General features: G+C 41.8%; 16 protein-coding genes. 13 read left to right on the top strand and 3 right to left on the bottom strand.

What is annotated here, in order from left to right; genetic code table 11:
- Positions 1-5 precede the first annotated feature (5 nt).
- Positions 6-659: a response regulator gene (locus BWI44_RS18055; RefSeq protein ID WP_007659546.1), complete on the top strand. Its 654-nt coding sequence runs from the start codon at positions 6-8 to the stop codon at positions 657-659.
- A 233-nt stretch (positions 660-892) separates the two neighbouring features.
- Here BWI44_RS18055 and BWI44_RS18050 read toward each other — a convergent pair whose 3' ends face one another.
- Entirely contained in the window at positions 893-1,663 is a 771-nt protein-coding gene (locus BWI44_RS18050; RefSeq protein ID WP_007659547.1) for an ABC transporter ATP-binding protein, read from the bottom strand.
- Positions 1,660-2,403 carry an MlaE family ABC transporter permease gene (locus tag BWI44_RS18045; RefSeq protein WP_007659548.1) on the bottom strand — a complete coding sequence of 248 codons (744 nt, stop codon included), beginning with the start codon at positions 2,401-2,403 and terminating at the stop codon, positions 1,660-1,662. The genes BWI44_RS18050 and BWI44_RS18045 overlap by 4 nt, the downstream gene beginning before the upstream one ends.
- 78 nt (positions 2,404-2,481) lie before the next feature.
- Here BWI44_RS18045 and lptB point away from each other — a divergent pair, with 78 nt between their 5' ends.
- Positions 2,482-3,237 (top strand): LPS export ABC transporter ATP-binding protein, encoded by a 756-nt coding sequence (lptB, locus tag BWI44_RS18040; protein WP_007659549.1) that lies wholly within the window; start codon positions 2,482-2,484, stop codon positions 3,235-3,237.
- 77 nt (positions 3,238-3,314) lie between these two features.
- Here the strand turns inward: lptB and rbp are convergent, their stop codons facing one another.
- Positions 3,315-3,563 (bottom strand): RNA-binding regulator, encoded by a 249-nt coding sequence (gene rbp, locus BWI44_RS18035; RefSeq protein ID WP_007210212.1) that lies wholly within the window; start codon positions 3,561-3,563, stop codon positions 3,315-3,317.
- A gap of 441 nt (positions 3,564-4,004) precedes the next feature.
- Here rbp and tig point away from each other — a divergent pair, with 441 nt between their 5' ends.
- The 11 genes from tig (at position 4,005) to mutL (ending at position 19,398) form a co-directional block, all read left to right on the top strand.
- A complete protein-coding gene (gene tig / locus BWI44_RS18030) occupies positions 4,005-5,360 on the top strand; it encodes a trigger factor (RefSeq protein WP_117693921.1) in 1,356 nt (451 codons plus the stop codon).
- Between the two features lie 140 nt (positions 5,361-5,500).
- The gene (gene clpP / locus BWI44_RS18025; RefSeq protein ID WP_007659551.1) at positions 5,501-6,163 is read left to right on the top strand and encodes an ATP-dependent Clp endopeptidase proteolytic subunit ClpP; all 663 of its coding nucleotides are present in this window, start codon (positions 5,501-5,503) and stop codon (positions 6,161-6,163) included.
- Positions 6,164-6,165: 2 nt separating this feature from the next.
- Complete coding sequence (gene clpX, locus BWI44_RS18020; RefSeq protein WP_044154505.1) at positions 6,166-7,413, top strand: ATP-dependent Clp protease ATP-binding subunit ClpX; 1,248 nt, start codon at positions 6,166-6,168, stop codon at positions 7,411-7,413.
- Between the two features lie 172 nt (positions 7,414-7,585).
- Entirely contained in the window at positions 7,586-9,769 is a 2,184-nt protein-coding gene (gene recQ, locus BWI44_RS18015; RefSeq protein WP_007659553.1) for a DNA helicase RecQ, read from the top strand.
- A 105-nt stretch (positions 9,770-9,874) separates the two neighbouring features.
- Positions 9,875-11,350: an IMP dehydrogenase gene (guaB, locus tag BWI44_RS18010; RefSeq protein ID WP_007659555.1), complete on the top strand. Its 1,476-nt coding sequence runs from the start codon at positions 9,875-9,877 to the stop codon at positions 11,348-11,350.
- A gap of 229 nt (positions 11,351-11,579) precedes the next feature.
- Positions 11,580-13,121 carry a peptidylprolyl isomerase gene (locus tag BWI44_RS18005; RefSeq protein WP_195210015.1) on the top strand — a complete coding sequence of 514 codons (1,542 nt, stop codon included), beginning with the start codon at positions 11,580-11,582 and terminating at the stop codon, positions 13,119-13,121.
- Between the two features lie 57 nt (positions 13,122-13,178).
- Positions 13,179-14,021: a peptidylprolyl isomerase gene (locus BWI44_RS18000; RefSeq protein WP_007659561.1), complete on the top strand. Its 843-nt coding sequence runs from the start codon at positions 13,179-13,181 to the stop codon at positions 14,019-14,021.
- A gap of 14 nt (positions 14,022-14,035) precedes the next feature.
- On the top strand, positions 14,036-15,400 hold the full coding sequence (locus BWI44_RS17995; protein WP_007659563.1) for a peptidylprolyl isomerase: 1,365 nt from the start codon (positions 14,036-14,038) through the stop codon (positions 15,398-15,400).
- 28 nt (positions 15,401-15,428) lie between these two features.
- The gene (locus BWI44_RS17990) at positions 15,429-17,090 is read left to right on the top strand and encodes an OstA-like protein (RefSeq protein WP_117693930.1); all 1,662 of its coding nucleotides are present in this window, start codon (positions 15,429-15,431) and stop codon (positions 17,088-17,090) included.
- A 5-nt stretch (positions 17,091-17,095) separates the two neighbouring features.
- Positions 17,096-17,386, top strand: coding sequence for a hypothetical protein (locus BWI44_RS17985; RefSeq protein ID WP_007659566.1), 291 nt, complete (start codon positions 17,096-17,098; stop codon positions 17,384-17,386).
- 83 nt (positions 17,387-17,469) lie between these two features.
- On the top strand, positions 17,470-19,398 hold the full coding sequence (gene mutL / locus BWI44_RS17980) for a DNA mismatch repair endonuclease MutL (RefSeq protein WP_118423660.1): 1,929 nt from the start codon (positions 17,470-17,472) through the stop codon (positions 19,396-19,398).
- Positions 19,399-19,487 lie beyond the last annotated feature (89 nt).

The following is a 19,487-nucleotide window of genomic DNA, read 5'->3' as shown; positions in this document are numbered from 1 at the left end:
GAACAATGGAAAAGAATGTGAAGGCAGAATTATTGGTAGTGGATGATCATAATCTGATTCTGGAAGGTATTTGTAAAGTGGTGAATAAGATGCCGGAAGTAGTTGTGGTGGATGCTGTAACTTCCGGATTGCAAGCTGCAGAATTGATTGAAAGACGAGATTATGATATATATATCCTGGATGTCAGTATTCCTGATATGTCCGGATTTGAGTTGATTGCTAAAATCCGTGAAATGAATGACCAGGCAAAGATTATTGTGAATACAATGCACGAAGAAATATGGATAGTTAACAGGTTGGTACAGTGCGGAGTGAATGCTGTTATTCTGAAATCTTCGGCCTCTGCGGAGTTAATGACAGCTATTCGTTGTGTGTTGAGAGGAGAAGCGCATGCTTGTCCACGGTTTGCTGCTATCTCGCAGAAACTGAATTCTGCATCAGCAGGTTTGCAGCCTAAGGATGCGCCTACCCGTCGGGAGCGTGATGTGTTGGAGGCTGTGGCTAAAGGAATGAACACCCATGAAATTGCTGATTTATTGAAAATTTCAGAGAACACTGTGGAAACATTTCGTAAAAGGCTTATTAGCAAGTTTGGAGCAAAGAATGCTATAGATATGGTAGTCAAGGCTGTTGCGCAAGGATGGATTGCGCTGAAATGATTTGCGGAAAATTCAGAGTGTAACGGTTTTCCGTGATTTTTTATTAGTATCTTTTGGTTATCTTTGTTGCCGTAATTGAAGTTGTTCTTCATGTTTTCTCATGAAGATATAAGGGCAATCAAAGTATATCGTGAGGATATATGTCAATTCTATTAACTGGTTTTATGAGGAAAAGGGCGTCCGGAAAAACATCCGGACGCCCTATTTATAGGAGATTGCTAATTTTTTTAATCTTATCCTTCTATATTCTGCACTTCCACTTCCTTTACCTTCCGGAAGAGGTCGGATGCAAAAATAAAATCGTTGAGTTTCTTGTTGCTGGAAGTGAAGATGTCGTCTTTACTGCCTTCCCACTCCTTGTATCCGTCGTAGATATAAATAATTTTTTCACCGATACCCATTACAGAGTTCATGTCGTGGGTGTTGATGAGGGTGGTCATATTGTATTCATGGGTGATATCGTGTACCAGTTCGTCGATTACCAATGAGGTCTTTGGGTCTAATCCGGAGTTCGGTTCGTCACAGAACAAGTATTGCGGATTTAAGGCAATGGCGCGGGCTATGGCAACACGTTTTTGCATACCACCACTGATTTCACCTGGAAATTTATCTTTTGCTTCTGCCAGGTTTACGCGATCCAGACAGAACATGGCACGGCGGGTACGGTCGCGGAATGTATCGTTGCTGAACATGTTCAAAGGAAACATTACATTGTCCAGCACCGTCATGGAGTCAAACAATGCCGCACTTTGGAATATCATTCCCATTTCGCGGCGCAATGCTTTCTTTTCATTCTTGCCCATGGCAAGGAAATTTCGGTTGTCGTATAATAATTCACCCCGTTCCGGTGTGAGCAATCCAACGATACACTTCATCAATACGGTTTTTCCCGAACCACTCTGTCCGATGATGAGATTAGTTTTCCCATTTTCAAAAGTGGCATTGATATCCTTTAATACATCTCTGCCTTCAAATGATTTCCAAAGTCCTTTCAGTTCGATCATCCCATTAAGAGTTTAGTTAATATTAAGTCGGCAAATAAGATAAGTACGCTGCTGCATACCACAGAGTCTGTAGAGGCCTTGCCCACCTCTATAGAACCACCCTCGACGGTATAACCGAAAAAGGCCGATACACTGGCGATGATGAAAGCGAAGAACAATGATTTGATGATGCCACACCAGATAAACCATTCTACAAACATATATTGCAAACCGTATTCCAAGTCTACCGCCGACATGATGCCACCGAACCAACACGTGGCAAAGGCTCCGATGATGCCGGCAAAGATACTGAACGTTACCAGGAAAGGAATGGTGGTCACCATGGCGCAAATCTTGGGAAGGATCAGGTAATTAGCTGAATTGACTCCCATGATTTCCAATGCATCGATTTGTTGGGTTACTCGCATGGTTCCCAACTCAGAGGCTATATTGGAACCTACTTTTCCTGCTAATATCAGACACATGATGGAGGAAGAGAATTCCAGCAACATAATTTCACGTGTCACATAACCTACTGTCCAACGTGGCATAAAAGGGCTCTCGATGTTCAGTTTGATTTGTATGGTGATAACAGCGCCGATGAAGAACGAAATCAGCAACACAATGCCGATAGAGTTCACGCCGAGTTGCCCCATCTCGTTGAGGTATTGGCGGAAGAACATGCGCATGCGCTCCGGGCGGGCAAAAGTGCGCCCCATCAACATGATGTATCTTCCGACAGTTTTAAGTGCTTTTATCATGACTCTTAACTATTTTGTCTGCAAATATAGCCCATTTTCAGCTGATAATTGCTACATTTGCGGCAAAATAACGCAAGTATGGAAGAAAGCAAAATGGTGCTTCGCACTGAGGACCTGGTGAAAAAGTACGGTAAACGTACAGTAGTAAGCCATGTTTCCATAGATGTGAAGCAGGGGGAAATTGTTGGTTTACTGGGACCGAACGGTGCTGGTAAGACGACTTCATTCTATATGACCGTGGGACTGATTACGCCGAATGAGGGACGTATTTTTCTGGATGACCTGGATATTACGAAATATCCGGTGTATAAGCGTGCGCAAACCGGTATCGGATATTTGGCGCAGGAAGCATCTGTATTTCGCCAGATGAGTGTGGAAGATAATATTGCTTCTGTACTGGAAATGACGGATAAACCTCTGGAATATCAGAAGGAAAAACTGGAAAACCTGATTGCGGAATTCCGTTTGCAGAAGGTGCGTAAAAATAAAGGTAACCAACTTTCGGGTGGTGAGCGCCGTCGTACAGAGATTGCCCGTTGTCTTGCTATCGACCCTAAGTTTATCATGCTCGACGAACCTTTTGCAGGAGTTGACCCGATTGCTGTAGAAGATATTCAGCAAATCGTATGGAAATTAAAGGATAAGAATATCGGTATCCTGATTACTGACCATAACGTGCAGGAAACATTAAGTATTACCGACCGTGCTTATCTGTTGTTCGAAGGGAAAATCTTGTTCCAGGGAACGCCGGAAGAGTTGGCGGAAAACAAAATTGTACGTGAAAAGTATCTGAGTAATAGCTTTGTGCTTCGTCGCAAGGATTTTATGAAATAATGATAGTGGTAAAACAAAGACCGCCTGCTCTCTTTTCCAAGAGTGAGCAGGCGGTCTTGTTTTCTTTCTCCTTTATATTAGTATTTCGGAGGTCTTGCTTCTTTAACTACCATGTTGCGGCCGAAATATTCAGCTCCGTCGAGTTCTTCAATCGCTTTAGCTGCAGCTGCTGCATCTTCCATTTCTACAAATGCAATGCCTCTGAAACGACCGGTTTCGCGATCTTTGATAAATTTGACTGCGGTTACAGCACCGTAATCTTCCATGACCTTTTGCAGGTCTGATTCCCTAACTTTGTAGTTAAGGTTTCCTACGTAAATGTTCATAATGAAAATGTAAAATAAATAAATGGATAAAACTCTCTTGGAACAGTAAGTATAATAAAAGGATCACAACAACAGAGAGTTTACAAAAGCGTTTTAATAAAACGGAAGTAAAAACCATGTACTGAAAATCTAAAAACTAACGCATTACCATTCCGCAACAAAGAAACTGAAATATTTCGAATTAACAATATTTCTCTTCTATTTTTTTTGCTTTTTCTTTCGAATCTATAGATAAATGCCTTATGAAATAACAATTTGTTGTTTATGGGGCGCAGACTTTTCTTTTTAATGATAGAGGTATCATTCAATGGTAAGTATTCTCTCCTTTTGTTATAAAGAAATAATTCAGCTATGTTTTTTTGATAATTGAAAGAATAACGCTAATTTTGCACCCTCATTTGAGATTGGAACAAAGTATAAATCAAATAAATAATTGTCAGAATGAACGTTTCATTACAAAACATTGACAAAGTAAGCGCTCTGCTTACTGTAAAGCTTGAGAAAGCCGATTATCAGGAAAAAGTTGATAAATCATTGAAAAGTCTTCGTCAGAAAGCTCAAGTTCCGGGTTTCCGTCCGGGTATGGTTCCGATGAGCTTGGTTAAGAAAATGTATGGTAAATCTGTTATTGCCGAAGAAGTGAATAAGGCACTTTCAGAAGCTGTATATAAGTATATTCAAGATAATAATGTATCTATCCTCGGCGAACCGTTGCCAAACGAAGACAAGCAACCGGAGATCGACTTCGACACTATGGAAGAATTTGAATTCCTGTTTGATATTGCTTTGGCACCTGAATTCAAGGCTGAAGTAGACGCTAAAGATAAAGTAGACTACTATTTGATTGATGTTACCGAAGATATGGTAAACAATCAGGTGAAAGCTTATACACAACGTAACGGTAAGTACGAGAAAGTAGACGTTTACGAAGATAAGGATATGTTGAAAGGTCTGTTGGCTGAGTTGGACGAAAACGGCAATACCAAAGAAGGGGGTATTCAGGTAGAAGGTGCTGTAATGATGCCGTCTTATATGAAGAACGATGAGCAAAAAGCTATTTTCGCCAATGCAAAGGTTAACGATGTACTTGTATTCAATCCTCACACTGCATGGGAAGGTAATGCTGCCGAACTGTCTTCTCTGTTGAAGATCGACAAGGAAGAGGCTGCTGAAATGAAATCTAACTTCAGCTATCAGGTAGAAGAAGTTACTCGTTTCGTAGAAGGAGAACTGACTCAGGAAATCTTTGACCAGGTATGTGGTAAAGACGTAGTGAAGACTGAAGAAGAATTCCGCGCTAAAGTAAAAGAAGTAATTGCTAATCAGTTCGTAGCAGACAGCGATTATAAATTCCTGATCGATGCTCGTAAGATGTTGATGGAAAAGGTTGGCAAACTGGAATTCCCGGATGCATTGCTGAAACGCATCATGCGTATGAACAATCAGGATAAAGACGAAAAGTTTGTTGATGACAACTATGATAAGAGCATTGAAGAACTGACATGGCACCTGATTAAGGAACAGTTGGTGAAGGCAAATGATATTAAAGTTGAACAGGAAGATGTAGTCAATATGGCTAAGGAAGCTACTCGTGCTCAGTTTGCACAATATGGTATGATGAGCGTTCCCGAAGATCTTCTGGAAAACTATGCAAAGGAAATGCTGAAGAAGAAAGAAAGTGTAGAAGGTTTGGTGAACCGCGTTGTTGAAACCAAATTGGCTTCTGCTTTGAAGTCTCAGGTGAAGCTGAATAACAAAACAATTTCTGCAGAAGAATTCAACAAGATGTTTGAATAAGCTTTTTTATTCTGAAAACAGTTTAAAAACATTAAGAAACACAGAGTTTTATAGTATATAACTCTGTGTTTTTTTGTGTCTCTGTGTTCTTTTTTGTTTCTTTGCATTTCAATTTACTAAACCTAAATAAAGAAAGTAATATGGATGATTTTAGAAAATACGCTACCAAGCATTTAGGAATGAATAGTTTGGTGTTGGACGATGTGATTAAATCACAAGCCGGGTATTTAAATCCTTATATCCTGGAAGAGCGTCAGCTTAATGTAACACAGTTGGACGTTTTCTCCCGCTTGATGATGGATCGCATCATTTTCCTTGGTACGCAAGTTGACGATTATACCGCCAATACTTTACAGGCGCAGTTACTTTATCTGGACTCGGTAGATCCGGGTAAAGATATCTCTATTTATATCAATTCACCGGGTGGTTCTGTATATGCAGGATTGGGTATTTATGATACAATGCAGTTTATTACAAGTGACGTAGCAACTATCTGTACCGGTATGGCGGCAAGTATGGCTGCAGTGTTGCTGGTGGCAGGTGCTGAGGGTAAGCGTTCGGCACTGACTCATTCGCGTGTAATGATACATCAGCCGATGGGCGGTGCGCAGGGGCAGGCTTCAGATATTGAAATCACAGCCCGTGAAATACAAAAACTGAAGAAAGAACTGTATACTATCATTGCTGATCACTCTCATACTCCTTTTGATAAAGTTTGGGCAGACTCTGACCGTGACTACTGGATGACGGCACAGGAAGCCAAAGAGTATGGTATGGTAGATGAAGTGTTGATTAAAAAATAAATATGGCAGACTCAAAAAGAAACAAAGGAAGGTGTAGTTTTTGTGGGCGTATGGAAGATGAAGTCGGATTCCTGATAACAGGAATGAACGGTTTCATCTGCGATAGTTGTGCTACTCAGGCCTATGAGATTACTCAGGAGGCATTGGGTGGAGCAAAAAGAGGTGGCGCTGCAACAAAACTGAACCTGAGAGAACTTCCGAAACCTTTAGAAATAAAAGAATTCCTTGATCAATATGTCATTGGACAGGACGATGCCAAGCGTTTCCTTTCCGTGTCGGTATACAATCACTATAAGCGCCTGTTGCAAAAGGACGGCGGTGATGATGTGGAAATTGAAAAGTCCAACATTATTATGGTAGGAAGTACTGGTACGGGAAAGACCCTGCTGGCGCGTACTATTGCCAAACTGCTTCATGTTCCTTTTACGATTGTGGATGCCACGGTGCTTACCGAGGCAGGATACGTAGGTGAGGATATTGAAAGTATTCTGACTCGCCTGCTGCAGGTGGCAGATTATAATGTTCCCGAAGCAGAACAAGGCATTGTGTTCATTGATGAAATTGATAAAATAGCCCGTAAGGGTGATAATCCTTCCATCACTCGTGATGTGAGTGGAGAAGGTGTACAGCAAGGTTTACTGAAATTGTTGGAAGGCTCAGTGGTGAACGTACCGCCTCAGGGTGGACGTAAACACCCCGACCAGAAGATGATTCCGGTGAACACGAAGAATATCCTTTTCATTTGCGGCGGTGCATTCGATGGCATTGAGAAGAAAATAGCTCAACGACTGAATACGCATGTGGTGGGTTATAGTGCAGTGCGTAATACTGCGGTGATCGATAAGAGCAATATGATGCAATATATCGCTCCGCAGGATTTGAAGTCATTCGGTTTGATACCTGAAATCATCGGTCGTCTGCCGGTGTTGACTTATCTTAATCCATTGGACCGTGCTGCTTTGCGCTCCATCCTGACTGAACCCAAGAACTCTATTATCAAACAGTATGTAAAGCTGTTTGAGATGGATAAAGTGGAATTGAAGTTCGAAGATGAGGTTTTTGAATACATAGTCGATAAGGCTGTGGAATACAAATTGGGAGCCCGTGGATTGCGATCTATTGTGGAGACCATAATGATGGATGCTATGTTCGAAATCCCTTCTGAGCACAAAGATACCTTTGTTGTGACGTTGGATTACGCAAAACAACAACTTGAAAAAGCAAACATTGCAAGACTGCAAACTGCTTAAAATCAAATGATAAGGATGTGCAAAACTGACTTTTTTGTTTTTTATTGAAAAATATTCATTGGATTATGCTTGAAAATTAAGAAGTTGTTTATAACTTTGTTAGAGTTCTTATTAAAAAAAGAATGGCTAAACGAGATGTTGAACAATCACTCAAAAAACAACCTAATGAATCATGGCAGGGAAGAAGATTAATTTGACAGACCAGCTGAAGAAATACTTCGGATTTGACACGTTTAAAGGGAATCAGGAAGCTATCATACAAAACCTGTTAGCAGGCAACGATACATTCGTGCTGATGCCTACAGGCGGTGGCAAATCATTATGTTACCAGTTACCTTCATTAATGATGGAAGGCACGGGTATTGTGATTTCTCCTCTGATTGCTCTAATGAAGAACCAGGTCGATGCGATGCGCAACTTCAGTGAAGAAGATGGTATTGCCCATTTTATAAACTCTTCCCTTAATAAAGGCGCGATAGATCAGGTAAAGTCTGATATCCTCAGTGGTAAGACGAAGTTGCTGTATGTGGCTCCTGAATCGCTGACGAAAGAGGAAAACGTGGAGTTTCTGAAGACAGTGAAGATATCCTTCTATGCTGTAGATGAAGCACATTGTATCTCCGAGTGGGGACATGATTTCCGTCCGGAATACCGGCGTATCCGTCCTATTATCAATGAAATCGGAAAAGCTCCGGTGATTGCTTTGACGGCGACTGCTACTCCTAAGGTGCAGCACGATATTCAGAAAAATCTGGGTATGGTGGATGCAGAGGTGTTCAAGTCTTCGTTCAATCGTCCGAACCTCTATTATGAGGTACGTCCCAAGACTAATAATATAGATAGAGATATCATCAAGTTTATCAAGAATAACTCGGAAAAATCAGGTATTATTTATTGCCTGAGCCGGAAGAAAGTAGAGGAACTTGCTGAGATTCTGCAGGCAAACGGCATCAATGCCCGTGCTTACCATGCAGGTATGGACTCTGCAACACGTACGCAAAATCAAGATGACTTCTTGATGGAGAAAATAGATGTGATTGTGGCAACCATTGCTTTCGGTATGGGTATTGATAAGCCCGATGTACGTTATGTCATTCATTATGATATTCCGAAAAGTCTGGAAGGATATTATCAGGAAACAGGACGTGCCGGAAGAGACGGAGGTGAAGGGCAGTGCATTACCTTTTATACCAATAAAGACTTGCAGAAACTGGAAAAGTTCATGCAAGGCAAACCTGTAGCAGAACAGGAAATTGGCAAACAGCTTCTGTTGGAAACTGCTGCTTATGCCGAATCTTCTGTATGCCGCCGAAAGACGCTGTTGCATTACTTCGGCGAAGAGTATTTGGAAGAGAACTGTGGAAATTGTGACAACTGTTTAAACCCGAAAAAACAAGTGGAGGCTCAAGAATTATTATGTACCGTGATAGAGGCTATTCTCGCGGTGAAAGAGAATTTTAAAGCAGATTATATTATCGACATTATACAAGGACGCGAAACTACCGAAGTACAAGCGCACCTGCATGAAGATCTGGAAGCTTTCGGTTCTGGCATGGGCGAAGAGGACAAGACATGGAATGCTGTCATTCGTCAAGCGTTGATTGCCGGTTACCTGAGCAAAGATGTGGAAAATTACGGTTTGTTGAAGGTGACGGATGCCGGAAAGAAATTCCTGAAACATCCTAAGTCATTTAAGATAACCGAAGATAATGATTTCGAAGAAGTGGAAGAAGAAGCTCCGGCACGGGGAGGTGGTTCTTGCGCTGTCGATCCGGCTCTTTATTCCATGCTGAAGGATTTGCGCAAGAAGCTCTCTAAGAAGTTGGAAGTGCCGCCATACGTTATATTTCAGGATCCTTCGTTGGAAGCCATGGCTACCATTTATCCGGTGACATTGGACGAACTGCAGAATATTCCTGGCGTAGGAGCCGGTAAGGCGAAACGTTATGGTGAAGAGTTCTGTAAACTCATTAAGCGTCATTGTGAAGAGAATGAGATCGAACGTCCGGAAGATTTACGTGTTCGTACGGTTGCCAATAAGTCAAAACTGAAGGTTTCTATAATTCAGTCTATAGACCGGAAAGTGGCACTGGATGATATCGCTCTCTCCAAAGGTATCGAGTTCAGTGATTTGCTGGACGAAATAGAGGCTATTGTTTATTCCGGTACGAAGTTGAATATCGACTACTTCCTGGATGAGATTATGGACGAAGACCATATGCTGGATATCTATGATTATTATAAAGAATCCACCACAGACAAAGTAGATGATGCCCTCGATGAGTTGGGGGATGATTTCACGGAAGAAGAAGTACGTTTGGTTCGCATCAAGTTCATTTCTGAAATGGCGAATTAATCCTTGGCTGTTGGTTTAAAAAAAGAAAAAAATATTGCGTGCACACATACGGAATGGAATAAAAACCGTATATTTGCACGCAATAAATTTTAAACGCATAGCCCTATGTCATTTATTGCTGATAAGATTGTAATGGATGGATTAACTTATGACGACGTTTTGTTAATCCCCGCTTACTCTGAAGTACTCCCTAAAACTGTCGAACTCTCGACAAAGTTTTCAAAAAACATTGAGTTGAAAATTCCGTTTGTAACGGCCGCTATGGACACGGTTACTGAGGCGAAAATGGCTATTGCCATTGCACGTGAAGGTGGTATCGGTGTTATTCATAAGAATATGTCCATTGAGGAGCAGGCACGTCAGGTTGCCATTGTGAAGCGCGCTGAAAATGGTATGATTTATGATCCGGTAACCATTAAAAGAGGTTCTACTGTAGGAGATGCATTAGCATTGATGGCAGAATATAGAATCGGTGGTATTCCAGTAGTAGATGATGAAAGATATTTGGTAGGAATTGTTACTAACCGTGACCTTCGCTTCGTAAGAGATATGAATAAGCATATCGATGAAGTGATGACAAAAGAAAATATCATTACTACGAATCCGACTACTGATATGGAAGCTGTTTCTCAGATTTTGCAGGAACACAGAATTGAGAAATTGCCGGTTGTGGATAAAGAAGGTAAGCTGGTAGGACTGATTACTTATAAAGATATTACGAAAGCTAAAGATAAACCGATGGCCTGCAAAGACTCTAAAGGTCGTTTGCGTGTAGCTGCCGGAGTAGGAGTTACTGCTGATACCCTCGACCGTATGCAAGCTTTGGTGGATGCCGGTGCCGATGCTATTGTTATCGATACTGCTCACGGACATTCTATCTATGTGATAGAGAAATTGAAAGAAGCAAAGAAGCGTTTCCCGAATATTGATATTGTAGTAGGTAACATTGCTACCGGAGAGGCTGCAAAGGCATTGGTAGAAGCTGGTGCTGATGGCGTTAAAGTTGGTATCGGTCCGGGTTCTATCTGTACTACTCGCGTTGTAGCAGGTGTGGGTGTTCCTCAGTTGTCTGCTGTATATGATGTTGCCAAGGCATTGAAGGGAACAGGTATTCCTTTGATTGCTGACGGTGGGTTGCGTTACTCAGGAGATGTTGTGAAGGCCTTGGCTGCCGGAGGTTATAGTGTAATGATCGGTTCGCTGGTTGCCGGAACGGAAGAATCTCCGGGTGATACGATTATCTTCAATGGACGTAAATTCAAGTCGTACCGTGGTATGGGCTCGTTGGAAGCAATGGAAAATGGTTCAAAGGACCGTTATTTCCAGAGCGGAACTAATGACGTGAAGAAGTTGGTGCCCGAAGGTATTGCTGCTCGTGTACCTTATAAAGGAACTTTGTATGAAGTAATCTTCCAGTTGGTTGGTGGTCTGCGTGCTGGTATGGGTTACTGTGGTGCAGGCAATATTGAGCAGTTGCACGATGCTAAGTTTACCCGTATTACCAATGCAGGTGTACTCGAAAGTCATCCGCACGATGTATCGATTACAAGCGAGGCTCCGAATTACAGTCGTCCCGAATAAAAGTATAGGCAAGTTAGATAAGAATACCCGGAAAGGAGCAGTTTCTTTCCGGGTATTTTAGTTTCTGAAAATACATGGTCTGTTCGGCATAAGCAGATGGTCTGTTTGAGGTAAACAGACCGTCTGTTTGAGGCAGACAGATGATGTGTTTAAAGAAAGCCGTTGAAGGCAAACAATATAAAAGATGTTTTCCCGTTATTACATTGTTCTTTTTCAAAAGAAGATAGTTATGATAAGAAGTGGATTGACAATAATTTTCCTATGTCTGGGATGGACAGTTTTTGCTCAGCAAGATCCTGTGCTGATGCGTATTAACGGGAAAGATATTCTCCGTTCGGAGTTTGAATATATCTATAATAAGAATAATGCTCTTTCTGGTATAGAGCAGAAAACATTGAACGAATATGTTGATTTGTTTGTAAACTTTAAGTTGAAGGTTGCCGCAGCTGAGGCTATGGGATTGGATACTACCCGTGCTTTCCGTGAAGAACTGGAAGGTTATCGTCGTCAGTTGGCAAAGACTTATTTAACAGATGAAACCGTATCAGAACTTGCCGCTCGGCAAGTATATGACAAGATGAAAGCCAATCAGCGTGCGGGACAAGTACGGGTTAGTCATATCTTTAAATCCCTGCCTCAGACAGCTACCAGTCATTTGCTCCGTACTACTGAAACCCGCATGGATTCTCTTTATACTGCATTGCAGAACGGACAAGCGGATTTTGATGCTTGCGTACGTAACTTTTCTGACGAAAAGAAGTCTTTCTGGGTAAGTTGGCTACAGATGCCGGCTGAATTTGAAGATACGGTCTTTAAAATGAAACCGGGTGAAATATCCCGTCCTTTCTTCACTCCGCAGGGTATTCATATTGTCAAGGTGCTTGAACGGAAAGATATTTTGCCTTTCGAGGATGTGAAAGATGAAATTATCCGTCGCCAGACCCGTCGTCATGGAATGGATAAGGGAACAGAATCTTTGGTGGAGAAGTTGAAAAAAGAGTATCAATACACACCGGATAAAGTGGGAATGGATGAATTGTTGGCAAAAGGGCAGACTGAAAAGAAACTTTTTACTCTTGGTGGCAGAGAATATACGGGGCAAATGTTTGCAAATTTTGCTATTGCCCATCCTCAGGGGATACAACGTCAGTTGAAAGGGTTTATCATGAAGTCTGTACTCGACTATGAATACAGTCGTTTGGAACAGAAGTATCCGGAGTTTCGTATGCTTATGCAAGAGTATCGTGATGGTATGTTGTTGTTTGAAATCAGTAATCGGGAAATATGGGAACGCGTGCCTTCGGATGAGGTGGGAATGGCTGCTTACTTTGATAAACATCGTTCTGATTACCATTGGAAAAATCCTCATTATAAAGGGATTGTGATACATTCTGCAACAAAACGAATAGGGAAACAAGTTCGTAAGCTTTTAAAATCTTTGCCGGAAGAAGAGTGGCAGGATGCCATCCGGTTGACATTTAATGTAAAAAAACAGCAAGTACAGGCCGAACAAGGATTATTTGCCCTTGGAGACAATATCTATGTAGATGATGAAATATTCAAAAAAGAGAAGGCTGAACCTATACCGTCATTTCCTTTTACCACTTTTCTGGGTGAGAAAATAAAGGGTCCTGAGAGTTATCAAGAGGTGCGTGGACTGCTTGCCGGTGATTATCAAAATTACCTGGAGGAGCGTTGGGTAGCACGATTACGGGCAGCTTCTAAGGTTGAAATAAACCAAGAGGTTTTAAAAACCGTTAATAAGCACTGATGCAACCGATTAAACCGCTATCTTCGTAGCTTGAAATAAAGTAAATATCAATCGGTAATGCGAATAATCTTTCTGGGAATCCTATCCATCCTTTTCTGTGTGGCTTGTAGCGAGCAGCACGACCATAAAGGTAAGACGCCATTGGTGGAGCTGGACGGCAATTTCCTTTACCAGGAAGATTTGCAATCTGCACTTCCGGCAAGATTGTCGAAAGATGATAGCTTGCTGTTTGCTGAACATTATATTCGCAACTGGGTGGAAGATATCTTGCTGTACGAGAAAGCTCAAAGTAATATTCCTGATAATGGGGAAATAGAAAAATTAGTGGAGAACTATCGCAAGGCATTGATAATGCACACTTATCAACAAGCGTTGATTCATCAAAGGCTCTCGAATGAGATATCAGAAGGGGAGTTGACGGATTATTATGAAAAGAATAAAGAACTATTCAGATTGGAACGCCCGCTTATGCAAGGGTTGTTCATTAAAGTACCTCTCACTGCACCGGAACTAAACAAAGTACGTCGTTGGTATAAGACTCCTACGCAAGATGCAGTGGAGCATTTGGAGAAGTATAGTTTGCAGAATGCTGTAAAGTATGAATACTTTTATGACAAATGGGTACCGATGGCGGATGTGTTAGATCTGATACCGCTGAAAGTTCCGGAGGTAGAGGATTATGTGAATAAGAACCGTCATATCGAACTGAAAGATACGGCGTTTCATTATTTTCTGAATGTAAGCGATTTCCGCACGGTGGGCCAACAGGAACCATATGAGTTTGCCCGTCCTAAAGTAAAAGATATGGTGTTGAATCTGAAACAAGTAGAATTTATGAGAGCTGTGAAAGATGACTTGTATCAGCAGGCAGTGAAAAGAGATAAGATTAAATATAATTAGTTTAGATACACAGAATGAAGAATTTTATGAACTTTAAGTTTGTCGTTTTATGTGCCTTGGCGCTGATGACCGGTTCTGCCGTTTATGGACAAGACAACGTGATTGACGAGGTAGTTTGGGTAGTGGGCGACGAGGCTATATTGAAGTCTGAAGTGGAAGAAGCACGTATGAGTGCTGCTTACGAAGGACGCAAGTTTGACGGCGATCCTTACTGCGTGATTCCGGAAGAAATAGCTGTGCAGAAGCTGTTTTTGCATCAGGCTGCTCTCGATAGTATCGAAGTACCTGAAAGTGAAGTTATCCAGCGTGTGGACTATATGACGAATATGTATATCGCCAATATCGGTTCGCGTGAAAAAATGGAAGAATACTTCAATAAGACATCCAGTCAGATTCGTGAGACTTTACGTGAAAATGCACGCGAAGGTCTGAAGGTGCAGAAGATGCAGCAGAAACTGGTGGGAGAGATTAAGATTACTCCGGCAGAAGTACGTCGTTACTTCAAAGATCTGCCACAGGATAGTATCCCTTATATCCCTACCCAGGTAGAGGTGCAAATCATCACACAGCAACCAAAGATCCCTTTGGAAGAGATTGAAGATGTAAAAAGAAGACTGCGTGAATATACGGAGCGTGTGAATAAGGGGGAAAGCTTTTCAATGTTAGCACGTTTGTATTCTGACGACCGCGGTACGGCTATCAATGGTGGTGAAATGCCATTTACAGGACGTGGATATTTGGACCCCGCATTTGCCAATGTGGCTTTTAATTTGCAAGACCCCAATAAGGTCTCTAAGATTGTAGAATCTGAGTATGGTTTCCACATTATCCAGTTGATGGAAAAACGTGGTGACCGAATCAAGGTGCGTCATATTTTGCTGAAGCCTCATGTACCGGAAGAAGCGTTGATGGCAGGTACTGCCCGTCTGGATTCTATTGCAGATGATATCCGTAATGGTAAGTTCTCTTTTGAGGAAGCTGCTTCTGTACTTTCGCAGGATAAAGATACACGCAACAACCATGGTTTGTTGCCTAATCCTAACAATAATACTTCCAAGTTTGAGATGCAGGAACTTCCGCCCGAGATTGCCAAAGTGGTAGATAATATGAAAGTAGGAGAAATCTCCACAGCATTTACTATGATTCCGCAAAAGACCGGTAAAGAAGAATGTGTGATCGTGAAACTGAAAAGCCGCATCAACGGCCACAAAGCTACAATTTCAGAAGACTATCAGAATCTGAAAGAAATCGTTTTGGAAAAACGTCGTGATGAAATGCTGGATAAGTGGATTCGTGAAAAGCAGAAGCATACGTACGTACGTATCAACGATAACTGGAAGAACTGTACATTTAAGTATCCGGGTTGGGTTAAAGACTGATTCCGGGTGATACATTGATTCTTTTTGTATGCAGAAAAAAAATACAAGAACTAATTTTCTGAACAGGCATAGATTCCTTCTCGCAGGTCTTCTATGCCTGTTTGGTGTCTGTTTACTGAGCGCTCAGGATAAGAAAAAAGAACCGGAAAAGAAGAAAACCCGGGTCGATTTGCTTCATGCTGAAGAGGCACAGGCGGACAAAGTGTTGCATCCGGATATCCAGATACTGATCCGGTCGGTGAAGTTGCGTCACGATAGCATGTATATGTATTGTGACAGTGCGTTGATCTACGAAAAGACAAATTCGGTAGAAGCGTTTGGTAATGTTCGTATGGAGCAGGGGGATACGCTTTTTATCTATGGCGATTATCTGTATTATGACGGTATGTCGCAGTTGGCAATGCTTCGTGAAAATGTCCGTATGATCAACAGAAATACTACCTTGACAACCGATAGTTTGAACTACGACCGTTTGTATAATCTGGGTTACTACTTTGAGGGCGGTACATTGACTGATGAAGAGAATGTACTGACGTCTGAGTGGGGGGAATATAGTCCGGCAACGAAAATATCTGTATTCAACCATGATGTGAAGTTGGTGAATCCGAAATTTATATTGACTTCGGATACCTTGAAATATAGCACTGCAACTAAGATAGCCACGATTCTGGGGCCTTCGGATATCGTGAGTGATAATAACCATATCTACTCTGAACGAGGATTTTATAATACTACTACTGAACAAGCTGAACTGCTGGATCGCTCCGTGTTAACTAACGAAGGTAAGAAGTTGACAGGTGACAGCATTTTCTACGATCGTGTATTAGGATACGGTGAAGCATTTGAAAATGTGCAGATGAATGATACTATCAACAAAAACATGTTGACGGGTAACTATTGTTTCTATAATGAAATAACGGGAAGCGCTCTCGCTACTCAGCGTGCTGTCGCTATTGATTATTCACAAGGTGACAGTTTGTTTATGCATGGTGATACGTTACGGTTGATTACTTATAATATAAATACGGATTCCATGTATCGTGAAATGCGTGTTTATCATAAAGTCCGTGCTTACCGTACCGATGTACAGGCTGTGTGCGACTCTTTGGTTTATAATTCAAAAGATTCTTGCATGACGATGTATACTGATCCTATTTTGTGGCACGGTGCGCAACAGGTATTAGGTGAGGAGATCAAGGCATATATGAATGACAGCACTATAGACTGGGTACATATCATTAACCAGGCTTTTACCATAGAACAGAAAGACTCTGTCCATTATAATCAGGTGTCGGGTAAAGAGATGAAAGGATTCTTTGTAGCAGGAGACATGCGTCAGGTTGACGTGAACGGTAATGTGCTGGTTATCTTTTATCCGGTAGAAGAGAGAGATAGTAGTTTGATAGGACTGAATTATGCCGAAGGTAGCTTCTTGCGTATGTTGCTGAAGGATAGACGTATGGAGAAAGGTGCTTTTATTGGTAAAGCTAACGGTACGATGTATCCGATGGATCAGATTCCTGCGGAGAAATACAAATTGCCTACCTTTGCCTGGTTCGATTATATTCGTCCGCGAAATAAGGAAGATATATTTGAATGGAGGGGAAAGAAGGCTGGTCAGCAAATGCAGAAATCAGACCGGAAACCTTTAACTTCACCAAGGAATATGAATATTAAACGAAATAAATAAACGCTATGGGAATGTTCACTATGAGAAAGCCGCGCGGCTTTAACCATCCATACATATATGTGGATGAGCGGAAAGAGAAGTTGGCGAAAATGGAAGAGAGCGCCAAGCGTGATTTGGGGATGTTACCTGAAAAAGAGTTTTCACCGGAAGATATCCGGGGGAAGTTTGTAGAAGGAACTACTCACCTGAAGCGACGCAAGGAAAGCGGGCGTAAACCGGTGCATCTGGGGGTGATATTGGTTATTATTGCCTTGCTGATATACTTGTGGTATGCAATAAGTACCGGAATCATTTAATTTAATTACGAATTACAATGTGGCATCATGTAATCTGTTGTTATTCGTTATTTGTAATTCATAATTCATAATTTGTAATTATAATGAGCGACATTATTCATTTGCTGCCCGATTCGGTTGCCAATCAGATTGCTGCCGGAGAGGTGATTCAGCGTCCGGCATCTGTGATAAAGGAATTGGTAGAAAATGCGATTGATGCCGAAGCACAAGAAATACACGTATTAGTGACGGATGCAGGAAAAACCTGCATTCAGGTGATTGATGATGGAAAAGGTATGTCCGAAACGGATGCACGCCTTGCCTTTGAACGCCATGCCACTTCTAAGATAAAAGAAGCAGCCGATTTGTTTGCTTTACGTACGATGGGATTTCGTGGCGAGGCATTGGCTTCTGTGGCTGCGGTAGCAGAAGTAGAATTGAAAACCCGTACGGCAAATGAAGAGCTGGGTACACGGATTGTGATAGCCGGTTCTAAAGTAGAAAGTCAGGAAGCGGTATCCTGCCCTAAAGGGAGTAACTTCTCCATTAAAAACTTATTCTTTAATATTCCTGCTCGTCGTAAATTCCTGAAAGCGAATTCTACGGAACTTAGCAATATCCTTACAGAATTTGAACGCATCGCTTTGGTACATCCCGAAGTGGCATTCTATCTATATAGCAATGATACTGAACTGTTTAATTTGCCGGTTATGCCGCTTCGGCAACGTATTCTTGCTGTGTTTGGCAAAAAGCTGAACCAGTATTTGCTATCGGTGGATGTGGATACCACTATGGTGAAGGTATCGGGTTTTGTAGCCAAGCCGGAGACGGCACGAAAAAAAGGTGCTCATCAATACTTCTTTGTGAATGGCCGTTATATGCGTCATCCATATTTCCATAAAGCAGTGATGGATGCTTATGAACAGCTGATTCCGGCTGGTGAGCAGATCTCTTACTTTATTTATTTTGAGGTAGATCCGGCAAATATAGATGTGAATATACATCCTACAAAGACGGAAATCAAATTTGAAAATGAACAAGCGATTTGGCAGATACTTTCTGCGTCTGTTAAAGAATCATTGGGCAAATTTAATGCTGTACCATCTATCGATTTTGATACCGAAGGTATGCCTGATATTCCGGCATTTGACCAGACACGTCCGATAGAACCGCCGAAAGTGCATTATAATTCAGACTTCAATCCGTTTAAAACTTCTTCTGCCTCTTCTTATAGCGGTGGCAACTATTCTCGTCCGAAAGTAGACTGGGAAGGATTGTACGATGGGCTGGAAAAAGCCAGCAAAATGAATGCTCCGATGGAAGAAGAACCCTTTGTGGATGAAACAGATTGGGCTTCTGCGCCGGTATCGACTGATATGTCCGAAGAACGTACACCGTATGTACCGGAAACGCAGGCTTCTTCTTCCTTATCTGCACCGTTGTATGCTAATGAGCCGGCAGTGGAAAAGGGGACGCAGCATTTCCAATTCAAGGGACGTTTTATTCTGACTTCGGTGAAGTCCGGCTTGATGTTGATAGACCAACACCGGGCACATATCCGGGTATTGTTTGAACGCTATATGAATCAGATCAGTCAGAAGCAGGGAGTGTCTCAGGGCGTCCTGTTTCCGGAAATCGTACAGTTACCGGCTTCGGAAGCTGCTGTGTTGGAAAGCATTATGGAAGACTTCTCGGCAGTTGGCTTTGAATTAACCCCGTTGGGCGGTGGCAGTTATGCTATCAATGGTATTCCATCTGGCATTGAGGGACTGAATCCTGTGGAACTGGTACGTAATATGGTACATACAGCCATGGAAAAGGGAAGTGATGTAAAAGAAGAAGTGCAAACCATGCTGGCTTTAACGCTGGCAAAGGCTGCGGCAATTGTTTATGGGCAAGTGCTGAGCAATGAAGAAATGGTTAATTTGGTAGATAGTCTGTTTGCTTGCCCTACTCCAAACTATACACCGGATGGGCGTACCGTATTGTCAACTATTAAAGAAGAGGATATTGAGAAATTATTCTCGCGATAAAGATTATAAGGTAATAACAAAAATTAATCTCTTTCAAAAACCTTTTAGCAGGGATGGTGTTATTTAGTCAGTTATAATAATGAATTTAA

Origin of the sequence: Bacteroides sp. Phil13 (assembly GCF_001940965.1) — a bacterium.
Classification (GTDB): Bacteria; Bacteroidota; Bacteroidia; order Bacteroidales; family Bacteroidaceae; genus Bacteroides; species Bacteroides intestinalis.
Note: the sequence above shows the minus strand (reverse complement) of the source record. Positions and strands in the feature narration are given on the sequence as shown.